At 71.1% G+C, this 15,624-nt stretch carries 16 protein-coding genes; 2 read left to right on the top strand and 14 right to left on the bottom strand.

Features of this window, described 5'->3' with window-relative positions:
• Positions 1 to 2: 2 nt before the first annotated feature.
• Positions 3 to 1,097 carry a hypothetical protein gene (locus OV090_RS44595; RefSeq protein ID WP_267711053.1) on the bottom strand — a complete coding sequence of 365 codons (1,095 nt, stop codon included), beginning with the start codon at positions 1,095 to 1,097 and terminating at the stop codon, positions 3 to 5.
• Positions 1,098 to 1,274: 177 nt separating this feature from the next.
• Between OV090_RS44595 and OV090_RS44590 the strand changes: the two genes are divergently transcribed.
• Positions 1,275 to 1,991 carry a hypothetical protein gene (locus tag OV090_RS44590; protein ID WP_267711052.1) on the top strand — a complete coding sequence of 239 codons (717 nt, stop codon included), beginning with the start codon at positions 1,275 to 1,277 and terminating at the stop codon, positions 1,989 to 1,991.
• 81 nt (positions 1,992 to 2,072) lie between these two features.
• Here the strand turns inward: OV090_RS44590 and OV090_RS44585 are convergent, their stop codons facing one another.
• Genes OV090_RS44585 through OV090_RS51285 form a run of 11 tightly spaced genes read right to left on the bottom strand, consistent with a single transcriptional unit; the run spans position 2,073 to position 12,831 of the window.
• Positions 2,073 to 2,378: a cytochrome C oxidase subunit IV family protein gene (locus tag OV090_RS44585; protein ID WP_267711051.1), complete on the bottom strand. Its 306-nt coding sequence runs from the start codon at positions 2,376 to 2,378 to the stop codon at positions 2,073 to 2,075.
• Entirely contained in the window at positions 2,375 to 3,013 is a 639-nt protein-coding gene (locus OV090_RS44580) for a cytochrome c oxidase subunit 3 (RefSeq protein WP_267711050.1), read from the bottom strand. Before OV090_RS44580 ends, OV090_RS44585 begins: the two co-directional genes overlap by 4 nt.
• Complete coding sequence (locus OV090_RS44575) at positions 3,006 to 4,586, bottom strand: cbb3-type cytochrome c oxidase subunit I (protein WP_267711049.1); 1,581 nt, start codon at positions 4,584 to 4,586, stop codon at positions 3,006 to 3,008. The genes OV090_RS44580 and OV090_RS44575 overlap by 8 nt, the downstream gene beginning before the upstream one ends.
• Positions 4,583 to 5,542 carry a c-type cytochrome gene (locus OV090_RS44570; protein WP_267711047.1) on the bottom strand — a complete coding sequence of 320 codons (960 nt, stop codon included), beginning with the start codon at positions 5,540 to 5,542 and terminating at the stop codon, positions 4,583 to 4,585. Before OV090_RS44570 ends, OV090_RS44575 begins: the two co-directional genes overlap by 4 nt.
• 11 nt (positions 5,543 to 5,553) lie before the next feature.
• On the bottom strand, positions 5,554 to 5,919 hold the full coding sequence (locus OV090_RS44565; protein WP_267711046.1) for a hypothetical protein: 366 nt from the start codon (positions 5,917 to 5,919) through the stop codon (positions 5,554 to 5,556).
• Positions 5,912 to 6,982: a hypothetical protein gene (locus OV090_RS44560; RefSeq protein ID WP_267711045.1), complete on the bottom strand. Its 1,071-nt coding sequence runs from the start codon at positions 6,980 to 6,982 to the stop codon at positions 5,912 to 5,914. The genes OV090_RS44565 and OV090_RS44560 overlap by 8 nt, the downstream gene beginning before the upstream one ends.
• Entirely contained in the window at positions 6,979 to 7,545 is a 567-nt protein-coding gene (locus OV090_RS44555; RefSeq protein ID WP_267711044.1) for a cytochrome c, read from the bottom strand. Before OV090_RS44555 ends, OV090_RS44560 begins: the two co-directional genes overlap by 4 nt.
• On the bottom strand, positions 7,532 to 8,059 hold the full coding sequence (locus tag OV090_RS44550; RefSeq protein ID WP_267711043.1) for a DUF3341 domain-containing protein: 528 nt from the start codon (positions 8,057 to 8,059) through the stop codon (positions 7,532 to 7,534). The genes OV090_RS44555 and OV090_RS44550 overlap by 14 nt, the downstream gene beginning before the upstream one ends.
• On the bottom strand, positions 8,056 to 9,411 hold the full coding sequence (nrfD, locus tag OV090_RS44545) for an NrfD/PsrC family molybdoenzyme membrane anchor subunit (RefSeq protein ID WP_267711042.1): 1,356 nt from the start codon (positions 9,409 to 9,411) through the stop codon (positions 8,056 to 8,058). The genes OV090_RS44550 and nrfD overlap by 4 nt, the downstream gene beginning before the upstream one ends.
• Position 9,412: 1 nt before the next feature.
• On the bottom strand, positions 9,413 to 12,202 hold the full coding sequence (locus OV090_RS44540; RefSeq protein ID WP_267711041.1) for a 4Fe-4S dicluster domain-containing protein: 2,790 nt from the start codon (positions 12,200 to 12,202) through the stop codon (positions 9,413 to 9,415).
• Positions 12,199 to 12,831: a cytochrome c3 family protein gene (locus OV090_RS51285; protein ID WP_267711040.1), complete on the bottom strand. Its 633-nt coding sequence runs from the start codon at positions 12,829 to 12,831 to the stop codon at positions 12,199 to 12,201. The genes OV090_RS44540 and OV090_RS51285 overlap by 4 nt, the downstream gene beginning before the upstream one ends.
• A 246-nt stretch (positions 12,832 to 13,077) precedes the next feature.
• On the opposite strand from OV090_RS51285, the gene OV090_RS44530 reads away from it, so the two are divergent.
• Positions 13,078 to 13,878 carry a hypothetical protein gene (locus OV090_RS44530; RefSeq protein ID WP_267711038.1) on the top strand — a complete coding sequence of 267 codons (801 nt, stop codon included), beginning with the start codon at positions 13,078 to 13,080 and terminating at the stop codon, positions 13,876 to 13,878.
• A gap of 5 nt (positions 13,879 to 13,883) precedes the next feature.
• Here the strand turns inward: OV090_RS44530 and OV090_RS44525 are convergent, their stop codons facing one another.
• Both OV090_RS44525 and OV090_RS44520 read right to left on the bottom strand, forming a co-directional pair.
• Complete coding sequence (locus OV090_RS44525; RefSeq protein WP_267711037.1) at positions 13,884 to 14,375, bottom strand: hypothetical protein; 492 nt, start codon at positions 14,373 to 14,375, stop codon at positions 13,884 to 13,886.
• Positions 14,376 to 14,605: 230 nt separating this feature from the next.
• Positions 14,606 to 15,568: a hypothetical protein gene (locus OV090_RS44520; protein ID WP_267711036.1), complete on the bottom strand. Its 963-nt coding sequence runs from the start codon at positions 15,566 to 15,568 to the stop codon at positions 14,606 to 14,608.
• Positions 15,569 to 15,624 lie beyond the last annotated feature (56 nt).

Raw genomic sequence — 15,624 nt, 5'->3', positions numbered from 1 at the left:
CTTCACTGCGGCACGAACACGTCGCACTGCGACTTGATCATCTTCGCCACGGTGGCGAAGTAGTCGCCGTACCCCTCGGCGCAGATCGAGCCGAACAGGGCGTTCGGCTGCATGAGCTCGGTCCACGTACGAAGCTCGTGCTCGTCCCCTGGGTCATAACCACACAGCCCAAAGGGGTCGTCGATGTCCGTCGAGATCACGAGCAGGACCACCGCATCGGCGTCGCCCCCCTTCGCCTCCACCAGCGCATCGCGCCAGTCTTCCGCGGTGCCGTCGCTGCCCTGATCGTAAGTGTCCTGGATGGCGACGACGACGAGCAGGGCGTCTTCGCGGAGAAAGCCCTCGTTGCATCCGCCAGGCCCGTCGAGGTCGTCGGCGAGCGCGAGGATGGTGGTCTCGGCGACGCCATCGGCGCCGTTGATGCCCATCGACGCGATGCAGGTGAACGCGTCCTCGAGCATGGGCTGGCCGGCGGTGATGTAGCGGAGACCGCTGGCGAGCTCGCAGCGCTCGTTGCTCGCGTGCTCGCCGATCGGGTAGGTGACGCCCGCGCCGCGGATCGAGTCACAGGGCTCCGGCGAGGTTCCGCAGGGGTACTCGGGCAGCTGTTCGCACATGTCCTGGCAGCCGACGCAGCTCGGATAGCCCCAGAACCCGGACGTGTTCGAGGACATGATGTGGTAGTCGAAGTCCGCGAACTCGTCTTCCAAGGTGGCCATGAAGCTCGGGAAGCTGGCCTTCAGCCGCGCTTGCTTGATCTCCATCGTCGGGTGGCTGCTGATCGTGAACAGGAAGTCGACCTTGCCCTTGCACCCGGGAGGCGGGCCGTCGCCGCCGTCCGGGACCAGGCCGAGGTCGGGGATCGCGCCGGTGGAGCCTGTGGAGCCTGTCGAGCTGGAGGAGACCTCGGAGCTGGCGGCTGCCGAGTCGTCTGCGGCGCTCGTCGAGCTGGAAGTCGAGGTCGACGAGCCGGAGCCGCTCGAGGTGGTGCTCACCGGCGCCGTCGTGATGCTCGTGCTGAAGCCTGTCTGCTGGCCACTGCCGCCGTTGCATGCGGCGAAGACCAGGGCGGCGGTGAGACTGGCGAGGCGCGGCACGATGCGCAGAATAGCGCATCGCGCCCAAGGTGTCGACTCGTCCGGCGTCGCTCGGGCCGGCCCGCGGCTGCCTGCGGCGTACCCTTCGACGTGGAACGTCGGACCGTGCGTGCATGAACGTGGCTGCTCGAGGTGATCGTCCGGCGCCCTGGGCGGCACCTTGGTGCGGAGAGTTTCATGCAACCAAGTCTGTTGAAGCGCCTCGAGGGTCTGTTCCAGGAACTGATGGATGCCGCCGAGCTGCGCCGCTTCGTCACCAATTTGTACGGCAAGCGGGTCACATCGCAATTGCCGGGGGAGGGCATCACGCACGAGTTGCTGTCGCACGGGGTGGTCACGGTGCTGAGCCGGAACGGCCTCATCGACCGCGAATTCTTTGTCGAGCTCCTCGGCGAGCGGCCGCGCATGCGCACGCACATTCTGGATGTGGCAGCGGAGTTCGGCGTCGCTACTCTGCCGGTCGAAGGACTCGACGGCCTGCCGGAGCGGGTCGTGCGGAGCCCGGACTATGTGGTCCGCGATACCTACGAGAGCCTCCGCCGTCAGCGCCAGTTGGTCCGCGAGCTGATCCACGGCGAGCTTCACCTCGCGCGCCTCATCGGCCATGCGGTCCGAAGCGACGAGGCGAAGTTACGCGAGGTGCCCGCACGCGTGGTCAAGTGGATCGATGCACACCGCCACGAACTGCAGCTGCGCGAGCTGCAGGGACCGATCGAGGGGATTTATCTCGCGGCTTCGGTGTTCGCGGTGAGCCCCGAGCTTGCGTTGCTGGGCTCGGCGGCCGCCATCGCGTTCAGCCGCGGCGAGGCGCTGCAGCAACTGACGACCTTCGCCAACCTGTCGGACAACGACCTGTACGCGCACGCGCTGGTGCTCGCAGAGATTGGCCGCTGAGCGCGCTCATGCCTCCAAAGATTCCACGCGGCTGACGCGTCCGTCATTTGCGCCTCTTGTGGTTGGGAGGTGCGTAGCCGGTCAGTCGCCGCCGAGGTGGCGGATGTCGACCGTCACCATGAGCATGAAGATCGCCAGCAAGATCGCCGCCATGAGCGCGACCAGGCGGGTCGCCGGGGCTTCGCGCAGCAGGTGCATGAACACGGCGGCGACCAGGGCCGCCTTGATCGCGGCGATCGTCATCGCCAGGGCCACGTGGACCGCCGGCGGGAGCTCGAGGAAGGCCAGGCCGACTGTGGTGGCCGTCAAGATCAGCAGCGCCAGCAGGACGATCAGCGCGGCGCCGACGCTCGGGGCGGGGGTGCTCTCGTCGTCGTGACGGTTCATGTGAGCCTCGCTGCGAGGTACAGGGCCGGGAACAGGAACAGCCACACGATGTCGACGAAGTGCCAGTAGAGGCCGACCGCCATCACCGGCGAGCCGCGCAGGTCCATCGCGGGCGTGCGCCAGGCGGCGAAGCCCAGCCATGCGAGGGCGACCAGGCCGCCGAGCACGTGCAGCGCGTGGAAGCCGGTCAGGACGAAGTAGAGGCCGAAGAAGGTCGGCAGGCCGGGGCCGGGGCCGAGCTCGTCGGCGAGGTCGACGAAGGGCGTCTCGCCGCGGGCGAAGTGGTGCGCGTACTCCCAGCCCTTCATCGCCAGGAACGCGGCCCCGAGGGCCAGCGTCGCCAGCAATGACAACAGCAGCTTCACGCGCGCTCGTGTGAACGCGAAGCGGACGGCGAGCGCCATGGTAAAGCTGCTGAGCAGCAGGGCGACCGTCATCGCGGTGGCCAGGCGCCAGTCGAGGCGCGGGGCGAAGGCCGCGAACAGATCGGGGTGGCGCAGGCGCAGGCTGGTGTAGAACACGAACAGGACGCCGAAGAACAGCACCTCCTGGCCGAGGAAGGCCCACATGCCGAGCGCGACGGCGTCGCGTTGATGGGGGAGGTCGGCGAACGGCTCGCGCACGGCTTCAGACATGGCCGGCTCCGATCGCGGTGGGCTGGGGCGCGCGCGGGTAATCGTAGGGGTCGTCGGTGACGACCGGCGGCGCCGCGAAGTTGTGGGGAGGCGGCGGCGAGGTGGTTTGCCACTCGAGGCCGGTCGCGCCCCACGGGTTGTCGCCGGCGGGGCGGCCGCGGACCAGGGACGCGAGCAGGTAGATGCCGGGCAGGACGTAGCCGACAGCGAGGATGGTCGCGCCGGCGGACGACAGGCCCTGTAAAAATTGATACTCGGGCGGGTACGAGGCGGTGCGGCGCGGCAGGCCCTGGGTGCCGAGCAGGAACTGCGGCAGGAAGGTCAGCAGGAAGCCGATGAGCAGGATGTAGGCGGCGATCCGGCCCCAGCGCTCGGAGTACAGGCGGCCGCTGATCTTGGGCCACCAGAAGTGCAGGCCGCCGAGGTAGGCCATGAGCATGCCGCCGACCATGATCGTATGAAAATGGGCGACGACGAAGTAGGTGTCGTGGAGGTGGACGTCGACGGCGAGCATCGCCAGAGCGAGGCCGGTGCCGCCGCCGATCGTGAACAGGGCGACGAAGCCGAGCGCGTAGATCATCGGCGTGGTCAGCCAGACGGAGCCGCGGTGCATGGTGCCCAGCCAGCTGAACACCTTGACGCCGCTCGGGACCGCGACGGCGAACGAGAGGAACGAGAACACGACGCTGGCGAAGTACGATTGGCCGGCGACGAACATGTGGTGGCCCCACACGAGGAAGCCGAACACCGCGATGGCCAGGCTCGAGGCGGCGACGAACTCGTAGCCGAACGGGCGGTTGCGCGAGAAGCAGGGGATGAGCTCGCTGATGACGCCCATGCCCGGCAAGATCATGATGTAGACGGCAGGGTGCGAGTAGAACCAAAAGAAGTGCTGGAACAGCAGCGGGCTGCCGCCGACCTCGGGGTCGAAGATGCCGATCTGCAGGCCCCGCTCGATGGCGACGAGGAGCAGGGTCATCGCCAGCACCGGGGTCGCCAGCACCAGGATGAGCGAGGTCGCGTAGAGCGACCAGACGAACAGCGGCAGGCGCATCCAGGTCAGGCCGGGCGCGCGCAGGCGGTGGGTCGTGACGATGAAGTTGATGCCGGTGAACACCGACGACAGGCCGGCGAGGAACACCCCGAGCACCGCGAGGACCACGTGCGAATCGCTGAAGGTGGTCGAATAGGGGGTGTAGAAGGTCCAGCCGGTGTCGAGGCCGCCGGCGATCATGGCAGTCAAGGTGAGCAGGCCGCCGGCGACGAACACGTACCAGCTGGCGAGGTTGAGCCGCGGGAACGCGAGGTCGGGCGCGCCGAGCATCAGCGGCAGGAGGTAGTTGCCGAGGAAGGTCGGGATCGACGGGATGAGGAAGAAGAACACCATGATCACGCCGTGCAGCGTGAACAGGCGGTTGTAGGTCTCGGCGGTGACGAGATCGGAGGCGGCGGTGGCGAGCTCGACGCGGATGACCGTGGCGAGCAGGCCGCCGAGGGTGAAGAAGAGCGTCATCGTCCCGAGGTAGAGCAGGGCGATCCGCTTGTGATCGGTGGTGGTCAGCCACGACTTCATGGGCTCACCCCCTCGGCGTCGGCGAGCGAACGGATGTAGGCGACGAGGAGGAGCAGCTCGTCGTCGTCGACGAGGCCGGCGTAGGTCGGCATGACGCCGCCCTGGTAGTCGGCGACGATGTCGGCGTCGGGGCGCAGGATGCTGCGGCGGAGGTAGTCGTCGTCGGCGAGGACGCTGCTGCCGTCGCGCAGGGTCACGGGGCGGCCGTAGAGGCCCTCGAGCGGCGGGGCGCGGCGGCGCAGGCGGGTCTCGTGGCAGGCGCCGCAGTCGAGCTTCTGAAACAGGGCCCGGCCGGCGGCGGCCAGCGGCGGGCGCGGATCGTCGCCCTGCGCGAGCCAATGATCGTAGACGTGCGGCTCCATCACGACGACGTCGGCGCGCATGAGCGCGTGCTCGGTGCCGCAGTACTCGGCGCAGGCGAGGGCGTAGGTGCCCGGAGCAGTGGCGCGGAACCAGGCGGTGCGCAGCCAGCCGGGCACGACGTCCTGCTTGAGGCGGAAGGCGGGGACGTAGAAGCTGTGAATGACGTCCTCGCTGCTGAGGTGGAGGCGGACCACGCGGCCGGCGGGGACGTGCAACTGCGACAGCTCGCGGCGGCCGCTGGGGTGCTGGAACGACCACATCCACCGCTTGGCGGTGACTGCGACGTCGAGGACGTCGGGGCCCGTGGGCACGCGCTCGATGCGATCGAAGGTGACTGCGCCGAGGGTGAAGAGGCAGAGGAAGACGACCGCAGTGAGCGCGCACCAGCCGAGCTCGGTCTTCCAAATGGTGGCAGGATCGTGGCCGCGGCCGGTGAGGTTGCCGGGGCGCCGGCGGTTGCGGACGACGAGCACGACCATCGCAAGGAGGACGCCGAGGCTGACGAGGCCGATCACCGCGAACACGAGGAAGACCACGAGGTCGACCGCGCCGCTGGTGGCGCTGGCGGCCGCGGGCAGCACTTCGAAGGGCATGGCGAGGAGCGTCATCTTTTAAATAACCTCGCGGTGACGGGTCGCGGGGGGTCGCGGCGGGTCGGGAAGCCGCGCGCGAGCGAGATCTCGGCGGCGCGCCACACGGGGATCCGCGCGACCCCGTGGCGGTGATCGAGCCACTCCCAGACGTCGGCGCGGGCGGCCCACTCGGCCTCGACGTCGGCTCGCAATTGCCGGAGGGCGTCGGTGGGGATGGCGCCCTCGAGGCCCTCGCTCGGGGCGGGGCCGAACACGCGGACGGCGATGCCAGCGACCAGGAAGCCGCCGAGCAAGAGGCCGCCGACGATCACGCCGGCGCCCCGCAAGCCGCGGCGGTGGTCGGGCAGATCTTCGCGCTCGTAGGATTGATCAGACACGGTCGATGTCCTCCTCCGGCAAGCCGATGAGCGGGCCGCGCCCGAGCAACACCGCGACCGCGAGCGCCCACGAGGCGCCGAGGCCGAGCGGCACCGCGAGGTCGAGCCAGCCGAGCGGCAGGCCGCGCGACGGCACGACGAGCCACAGCAATTCGACGTAGTGCATCGATAACAGCAATGCGGCCACCGCGGCCAGGCGCGCGGGGCTGCGCTTGATCGGCCGCTGCAGCAGGAGGACGAACGGGGCGGCGAAGTGCAGGCCGACGAGGGACCAGGCGACGCGGCCCCAGTCGCCGTGGAGCCGCGGCAAGAACCACCCGACCTCGCGCGGCAGGTCGGCGCCCCACACCAGCAAGTATTGAGTGAAGGCGATGTACCCCCACAACATCAGGGCGGCGAACAGGAGGGTGCCGAGCTGCTGCGCGCGCTCGGGGACGACGAGAGGGGCGTGGGCGCTGCGGCCGTGGACCAGGGCGACCGCGATCACGACGGCGCTCCAGCCCGCCACTGCGTCGCCGGTGGCGAGGGCGAGGCCGAAGGCGCTGGTGCTCATGTCGGGGTCGAGCGAGAGGATCCAGTCGACCGCGGCGATCGTGACCGTGGCGAAGAAGACGACCAGGGCGAGCGCCGCCAGCCCCGGCCGCCGCCGCCCCGGCCGCGCGAGGCGCAACGCGAGGACGCTCCAGACGACGAGGATGACCGCGGCGCGGGCGAGGAAGAAGTCAGCGTCGAGGTAGGCGGCCTTGGCGGCGCGCAGGGGTGCGGCCTGCAACCACTCGAGATCGGTCCACGGGTAGAGGACGGCGAGGTCGAGGGCGATCGGCAAGAACAGGAGCGCGAGCAGGGGCAGGGTGCGCGTCATCGCGGCGAGCAGCGGGCGGACTGTGGCGCCCCAGCGGCCGCGCACGAGATGGTGGATGCAGAGGAAGACGAGCGCGCCGAGGGCGACGCCGAGCCACAGCAGCCAGGCGAGCAGCCACGCGTGGAGGAAGGCCGGCGAGGCGCGGCCGGCCGCGGCGGCGAGGGCGGCGAGCACGAGGGTGGCGCCGAGGACGAGGGTCATCGCCGGGCCTCCACGAGGTGCATGCGGTCGTCGGCGCCGAGCACCGCGGCCGGGGCGTGCTGGCTCAATTGCAGCACCTGCACCCAGGCGACGATCCGCCAGCGGTCGTGGACGTCGATATGATCATAGTCGGGCATGGTGGCCCGGCCGTGAGTGACGACGTCGAACAAATGACCGACCGGGGCGCCCTGCAGCCGCGGGGTGGTGAAGGGGAGCGGGGCAGGGTAGCCGCGCTGGACCGCGACGCCGTCGCCCGCGCCGAGCCGGCCGTGACACGGGGTGCAATGAATGGCGTAGCGCTGCTCGCCGCGGGCGAGGTCGGCGCGGGTGAGGGTGAAGGGATAGGTGGCGACGAACAGGTTGTCGGCGGTTCGACCCTGCCACAGGTGGCGGTCGAGGCGGGCCTGGCCGCGCGGGACCACGCCGGGGGGCAAGCTGCGCGCCTCCATGTCGTCGGCGAAGAAGGCGGCCGGCTCGAGCGGGTCGAGGCGGGCCTGGTCGCGCATCTTCTGCTCGCAGGCGGCGAGCGCGAGGAGCAGGACGACGGCGTCAGCGCGAGACATCGTGGACCTCCAGCGGGGCGAGCGACCCGAGGAATGCGCGTACCGTCGATTCGGCGAACCGCGGGTCGTCGGCGCCGATGAACAGGAAGAAGCGGTCCTGGCTGGCGCGCTCGAACGCGGGCACCGCGAACAGAGGGTGGTGCAGGCGCGGCAGGCCGTTCTTCACGAACATGGCGAACACCGTGGCGAGCGCGGCGGCGAGGATGGTGATCTCGAAGGTCGGGACGATGAACGCCGGGGCGGCGAAGGACCGCCGACCGCCGATGTCGAGCTGCCAGTCGATCGCGTGGACCCACCCCTGGAACAGGAAGATCGCCGCGCCGCCGAGCAGGCCGGCGACGAAGGTGACCCACGCGAGGCGCGTGCGAAATCCGAGGGCCTCGGCCACGCCCTCGACGGGGTAGGGCGAGAACACCTCCAGCGCGACGTAGCCGGCGCGCCGGGCCGCGCGCGTGGCCGCGAGGACGTCGTCCGCGCCGGCGAACTCGGCCAGGAGGCCTCGCAGGCCGTTCATGCGCCCCTCCGCCGCCGTTCGGCGACCAGCTCGCGCAGCTCCGACATGGCGATCGCCGGGACGAAGCGGAGGAACAGCAGCATGAAGAAGACGAAGAAGCCGAGGGTGCCGGCCAGAGTGAGCCAGTCCCAGAAGGTCGGCCAATACGCGCCGCCGGTGGTCGGCAGAAAGCCGTGCTCGAGCGAGCTGATGACGATGAGCCAGCGCTCGAGCCACATGCCGAGGTTGATGGCGAGCGACAGGACGAACAGCCAGACGGTGCTGCGCCGCGCGGCCCGCCACCACAAGGACTGCGGGAGGACGACGTTGAGGCCGATGATCAGCCAGAACAGCGGGGCGGAGCGGCCGTGGAGGTGGCTGGCGAGGAGGTCGCGCTCGTGCGGATCGCCGCTGTACCAGCCGAAGAACAGCTCGGCGGCGTAGCCGTAGGCGACGACGAGGCCGGCGGTGAGCATGAGCCGGGCGCAGTAGTCGAGGTGCCGCGCGGTGACGAGTGCTCGCAGGCCGAGCCACGCGCGCACGGGGATCAGCAATGTCAGCACCATGGCGAAGCCGCTGAAGATCGCGCCGGCGACGAAGTAGGGCGGGAACACGGTGGTGTGCCAGCCGGGCAATTGGGCGATGGCGAAGTCGAAGCTGACGATGGTGTGGACCGAGACGACGAGGGTGGTGGCGAGGCCGGCGAGCAGCAAATAGGCGGTCTGGTGGCGCTCCCAGTGGCGCGCCGAGCCGCGCCAGCCGAGCGCGAACACGCCGTAGACGCGCGCGCGCAGGCCGGTCGAGCGGTCGCGCATGGTGGCGAGGTCGGGGACCAGGCCGACGTACCAGAAGACGAGAGAGACTGTGCCGTAGGTGGCGACGGCGAAGAAGTCCCACACCAGCGGGCTGAGGAATTGCGGCCAGTAGCCGTAGGTGTTGGGGTACGGCAGGAGCCAGTAGAAGAACTCGGGCCGGCCGAGGTGCAGCAAGGGAAACATGCCGGCGCAGGCGATCGCGAACAGGGTCATCGCCTCGGCGAAGCGGTTGATCGAGCGCCGCCACGGCTGCTCGGCGAGCAGGAGGATCGCGCTGATCAAAGTGCCGGCGTGGGCGATGCCGACCCACCAGACGAAGTTGGTGATGGCGATGCCCCAGTAGACCGGCGTGTCGACGCCCCAGATCCCGACATACCACCAGAACACGCCGAACACTGCGAGGGCGAGGGCGAGGACGCCGAGGCCGGCCAGAGCAATGGCTACGAGCCAGCTCCGCCGGGTCCGCGGCGATTGCACTGTGCCGACGACGAGGTCGTTGATCGCGGCGAGGTCGGGCTCGCCCTCGGTCCAGCGCTCGGAGTCGACGCGGGGGGTCACGTCATTTCTCCTCGGGCGGCGCCGCGGCGCGCAGGGCAGGGTTGGGGTGGACGAGGCGCGCGAGGTAGCTGGTGCGCGGGCGGGTGCCGAGCTCGGGCAGGAGCGCGTAGGCGCGGGCGTCCTGGCGCAGGGCGAGCACCGGATCGTCGGGCCGGGCGAGGTCGCCGAACTCGATCGCGCGGGCCGGGCACACGCCCTGACAGGCGGTGGCGACGGGGCCCATGATCCGGCCCTCGCGGTGCGCAGCGATCTCCGCGCCGCGGATCCGCTGCACGCAATACGTACACTTCTCCATGACCCCGCGCGTCCGCACGGTGACGTCGGGGTTGCGCTGGAGATCGAGGGGGACGAGGTCGCGGCCGGCGTAGTCGAAGAAGTTGAAGCGCCGGACCTTGTAGGGGCAATTGTTGGCGCAATACCGCGTGCCGAAGCAGCGGTTGTAGGTCATGTCGTTGAGGCCGTCGTGGCTGTGCTGGGTGGCGCCGGTCGGGCACACGACCTCGCACGGGGCGTGCTCGCATTGCATGCACGGCACCGGCTGGAACCGCCAGCGCGGGCCCTCGCCGCGGTCGTCGGCGTAGGTGTCGATGCGGATCCAGTGCAGCGCCCGGTCGCGCGCGGCCTCGACGGGGCCGACCGTGGGGATGTTGTTCTCGGCCTGACAGGCGATCACGCAGGCGTTGCAGCCGATGCAGGCGTTGAGGTCGATCGCCATGGCCCACGCGTGCTCGGCGGGGGGGCGGGTCGGTTGCATCGAGGCGGGCTGCAGGCCGGGCGGGAGCAGGTGGGCCGGCTCGCCGCGCAGCAGCCAGCGGGCGTGCTCGTCGCCGTGCTCGTGCTCGTCGCCGCGGTGGCGATCGACGATCAGCGGACCGTCGTGCGCGAGCGGTTCGGCGACGACTGCGACGGCCCACGGGGCGCCGGCGCTGCGCAGGCGATAGGCGTCGAAGCCGACGCCCGCCGCGGGGGCGCGTCGGCCGTAGCCGAGGTGGACCGTGATCTGATCGGGCGGGTGGCCGGCGAGGACGTGGACCGGGGCGTCGATGCTGCGATCGCCGACGCGCAGGCGCACGCCGCCGGCGTGCGCGAGGCCGCGGGCGCGGGCGGTCTCGGGGGCGACGAAGGCGGCGTTGCCCCACATGAGCCGGGTGATCGGCCGCGGCAGCTCCTGCAGCCACGGGTCGAGCGAATAGCGGCCGTCCCAGGCGGCGGGGTCGGGGCGGAAGGCGAGCGCGAGGTCGGGGGATGATATGTCCGATGGGACATGTTCTGAGAGCAATGAAGAGAGGACGTCGCCGCGGATCGCGGTGGTCACCGCGGTCGCGGGTGAGGGCAGGCGGCCGTCGTGGATCGCGGACCGCCACCACTGGGCGAGGTCGACGTCGGCGGGGGCGCGGTCGCTCCATGTCCTTTCGAGCAGGTCACGCCCGCGCGCGGGGTCGTCGGTCAGGGCGGCCAGCAGCTCGGGCGCGCTGAGGCCGTCGTACAGCGGGCGGATGGTCGGCTGCGACAGGGTGATCTCGCCGTCGTCGGCGGCGGCGTCGGCCCAGGTCTCGAGCGGGTGCGCCAGCGGCAGGTGCCAGCGGCAGCGCTCGCCGGTCTCGTCGCGCCAGAGGCCGAGGTGGGCGGTGAACGGCACGCCGACCAGGGCGTCGGCGAAGCCGAGGTCGGCCGGGGCGGTGTAGACGGGGTTTTCGTCGAGGACGAGCAGGGCGTCGAGCTCGCGCCGCGCGAGGGCGGTGACGAGGGCCGGCAGGGCGTGCTCGGGGCCCTCGGGCTGACGCTCGAGCCGCTCGGTGTAGACGACGGTGCGGCCGGCGGCGCCGAGCAACTGATTGGCCGCGTGGACCATGGCGTGGACCTGCGGCGGTTGATTGGGGCCGGCGACGACGAGGCCGGTCGGGCCGGCAGACTTGAGGTCGGCGATCGCGGCGGCGAGCCAGGGGTCGTCGAGAGGGTCGCCGAGGACGCCGCGCAGGACGTCGCGGGCGAGGCCGGGGATGTCGCCGACGCGCGCGGCGAGGCGGTGATCGGCGGCGGCGCCGGTGAGGCCGGGGTAGCTCTCGAGCGCGTACAGCCGCAGCGCCTCGGCGGGGTCGAGCTCGGCCCGCCGCCGCAGGGCGAGCGCGCGAGCGTGGCGCAGGCGGCCGGGATCGACGAACAGGAGGTCGTCGTCGAGGCTCAGGACGACGCGGGCGCGATCGAGGCGGTAGTGACAGGCGAAGGCGCCGCCGAACAGCCGCCGCAGGCCGGCGTGGAGGTTGTCGCGGCCGACCGGGTTCGACACGAACCACCGCAGGCCGGGACAGCGCGCGGCGAGGCGAGCGAGGCCGCCTTCGAGCATGCGCGAGGTGGTCGGCCCGGTCAGCACGCCGACGCGGCGGCCCTTGGCGAACCAGCCCCGGGCCTCGCGCAAGAACGCCGGCCAGCTGCTCGGCTCGTGACCGCGACGCACGCCGGTCGAGCGCCGCGGGTCGTACAGCTCGCGCACCGTGGCCTGTCCGAAGGGACAGGTCGCGCCGAGGCTGGCGCGGTGCTCGGGGTGGCCCTCGATCTTGGTCGGGCGGCCCTCGTGGGTCTCGACCAGGATCCCGTAGGCGTAGGCGTCGCGGGTGAAGGCCGAGGCGAAGTACAGCGGCACGCCGGGGACGATGTATTCGGGCTGGCGCGCGTAGGGGACGATCCGCTCCGGCGGGTCGCGTTCGAGGCAGCCGCCGAGGCCGGCGGCGGCCAGGCCGGCGCTCATGCGCTTCAAAAAGGCGCGGCGGCCGAGCGGATCGTGGTCGCTCATCGATGGCACTCCGAGCAGCTGACGTGGGGCGCGTCGTCGAGGGCGACGGGCGGGGCGTGCGGGTCGGGCTGCCAGCCCATGACGAACACCGCCTCGGGCGGCCGCAGGTGCGGGGCCGGGTCGCGGTGACATTCGAGGCACCACTTCATCGACAGGTCGGCGTATTGGCGGATCCGCGGCATCCGGTCGACGCGGCCGTGGCAGGTCTCGCAGCCGACGCCGGCGTGGACGTGAATGCTGTGATCGAAGAAGACGAAGTCGGGCAGGTCGTGGACGCGCTGCCAGCGGATCGGTCGGTCGGCGGCCCAGCTGTCGCGCACCGCCGCGAGCAGGGGGGCGTCGGCGAACAGGTGGGCGTGGCAATGCATGCAGGTCTCGGTCGCGGGGATGCCGGCGAAGGCGGCCCGCTCGACGGTCTCGTGGCAATAGCGGCAGTCGAGGCCGAGGCCGCCGACGTGGTGGTCGTGGCTGAAGGGGACCGGCTGCGCGAGCGGGTTGCCGACGCCGGTGCTCCAGTCCGAACTCGCCAGGTAGTAACCGACGACGCCCGCGAGGGTGAGGCCGAGCGGGAGGCCCCACAGGACCAGGCGGACGCGGCGGTCCGCGGATGGGCGAAAGAGCTGGGCCACGGTTCTCCGGCGCTGCGGCGCTCGTTTGCGAGCGGTGTCTGCTATGCCGGCGATCGCCCGGGTCGCAAGCGATCGCGGGGCGCGACCGGAGGGCGCCCGCGGGCGTGGGCCGATCGCGGCGGCCACGGCCGCCAATCGCATGACCCACGTCACCGCGGCGCGGCGGGCCGCGGGGCAACCGCCGGCGAGAGTCGCTCGCTCGATCGCCGTGCGGGCGAGCGGCCATATGGCGTAGGCTTGGTGTCGATGCACAGCGACCAGGGGCCGTACCGCGAGCTGTACGAGGCGATCCTCGACTACGACGGCGCCGGCCTGGCCGAAGACGTGGTGCTGCCGTGGGCCCGGGCGCACGAGGCGGAGCGGCGGTGGTTCGGCGCGCTGGCGGCGGCGCGGGTCACGGAGGTGCCGGCGCGGACGATCGAGGATTGCTGGCGCCTCTACGCGATGTCACGCGTCTGCGATCTGCTGCGCCTGGGCTTCGCGCGCAGGCCGGGCTACGGGGGGGGCTGGACGATCGCGGTGCCGCCGACGGCCTATGATGAATTCATGGCAGCGTTCGAGATGCAGCGGATCGGCGAGCCGCGCTTTCACCCGTTTTTTCATGAGGTCGTGATCGTCGAGCAAGACGCCGACGACGACGCGTCGCCGCGAGTGCTGGCCGAGCAGTGGCCGGGGCACACGCTCGGGCCGCTGTTGTTCGCGCGCGCCGGGGTCCGCGTGGCCGCCGGACGGAGGCATCTTTTTAAAGAAATCGCGGAGGGGTCGACGCTGTACTGGGCGTACGCTCGCAACAATCGCCCGGCGCAGGATCTGTCGCACGGCTGGGGCGGCAACTCGCAGTGGCGCACCCGATTCCGCCGCGACTACGCGATCGCCGGCGAGTTCTTTTATAATGTCGACGCGACGCCGGGGCCGCCCGATCCGGAGGACGACCTGACTGCAGACGAGTGGCGCGAGCTGGTGCGGCACCGCTGCTTCGTCCGCTGCGCCAAGCCGCACGGCGATCGCTTTCCGTACGATCGCTCGCACCGCGAGCCGCGGCCGTGACCCGATCAGCCGGTCGAGCGCCGGCGTGACTCGGGGCGCACGCGCTCGTCGACGTCGACCGCTCCGCAGGCGGACAGCAGGCGGGCGACGTTGTCGGCGTCGATCTCCCGCGTGCGCACGGTGATGACGGCGCCGCCGCGGTTGAACGCGTCGCTGTACTTGCGCGCCTCGCCGTCGGGGATGCCGATCTTCACCAGCGCCGGGGCCAGCCAGCCGGGATTGTCGATCTCCTCGGCGCCCACGGCACCGAGGGCGCCGAGGATCGGGCCGGCCGCGAGCACGGGTCCGGCGTAGGGCACGGCGAACGCGGCCAGGCCGACGATCGTGCTGAGCGCGCCGGCGGCGATCTGGCCGGCGTGCGGCGGGGCCTCGTGCAAGGTGGCGAGGTCGTTGGCGACCACGCTGATGTCGGTGCGGTCGTACTTGCGCAGGAGCAGGGCGTCGACCGCGTACTTCGCGTCAGCCGCCGTGTCGAACAGCGCGATCACCGTCTTCATGCCTATGGGGGTCATCCGCCGGCCTTTCGTGGGAGTGCGAACAATGTATGCAGCAAATCGGCGGGGCGGGCGAACTCGACGCGCGGAGCCGCCGCTGCGAGCCGGATCGTGGCGCTCATGGCGAGCTCGACGGTGATGGCCTCGCGGTCCGCGCTGCTCGCTATGCACGGTCGAGGCTGCTATGAAACAGACTCAGCCGTACGGCCTCGCCCAGCGGGCGCGTCCGCTCGCTACGTCTCGGGCTCTTCCGAATCGGAATAATCGCGGTAATCGGGCTGGTCCTTCTCGGCGTCCGAGAGCAGCGCGTCGAGGCGGGCGAGCTGCGGCAGCGCGTAGTGCGGGAATATGTCCTCGACGTCGTTCAAGGCCGCGATCCGGACCTCGGCCGCGGCCATGGATTCGTGCAGGGAGTCGAACCTGCGGACGATCTGCCCGAAGCCCTCCGAGTAGTCGCTGACGACGACGACCTCGGTCGCTTCCGCGGGGCCGGAGAAACATCGGACCTCGAGGTCCTTCGCGACGAGGCCGTCATCCTTGTAGGCCTGCTCGTGCCAGGGGTCGCTGGCTGGATCGGCGGTGTAGCGCGCGAGGTAGGCCGCTCGTGCGGCGTCGGCGAGCGAGGCCGTGGTGAAGACGCCGAGAAGCACGTGGGCGCTCGTGTACGCGGACATCCGGCGTATCAACAAGAATCGGTCGAGGGTCGGTCCCGTCGGCGGCGCGAGGTCGGGCGTGAAGCCGCGGGCATGAGCGCTGGTTTCGATCGCTCGCCAGAGTTCGCCCCCGGTGTTTTCGTCGCGGTCGAACAGCAGGCGAGCTCCGCCCCGCACCTGCAAGATTCGGCGGTGGTCCCAGCCGTGGCCGGTGACGAAGGGCACCTCCTCGGCGACGAGGCGGGCGACGACTGCGTCCCGATCGGGCGCCGCCGGTCCGCCGAGGATCCACGCCTCGAGCTCGCGCCCAGGGCCTGCCTCGAGGTCGCCCAGGGCGTGGTGACGCAGCTGGTACACCACCTCGTCCTCGAAGGAGATCTCGAAGTTGCCGTAGCGCCAGATCTCCGACTCCTCGCTCGTGCTCGCCACCTGCTCGTCGGGCGGGCCGAGGTGCGCGTGGACGGTCTCGCGCGGGTCGCCCGCGCGCACGCCTGCGAGCTGACCTTCGACGACGAGGGCGCGGATCGAGAACACGATCGACATCGCGGCGACGGTACCACGGCGCGGGCGGCCTGCCGCGCGTCGCGGGCGGCTGCTAG

This window comes from Nannocystis sp. RBIL2, assembly GCF_026626745.1.
GTDB lineage: Bacteria > Myxococcota_A > Polyangia > Nannocystales > Nannocystaceae > Nannocystis.
This window is presented reverse-complemented; position numbering and strand designations above follow the sequence as displayed.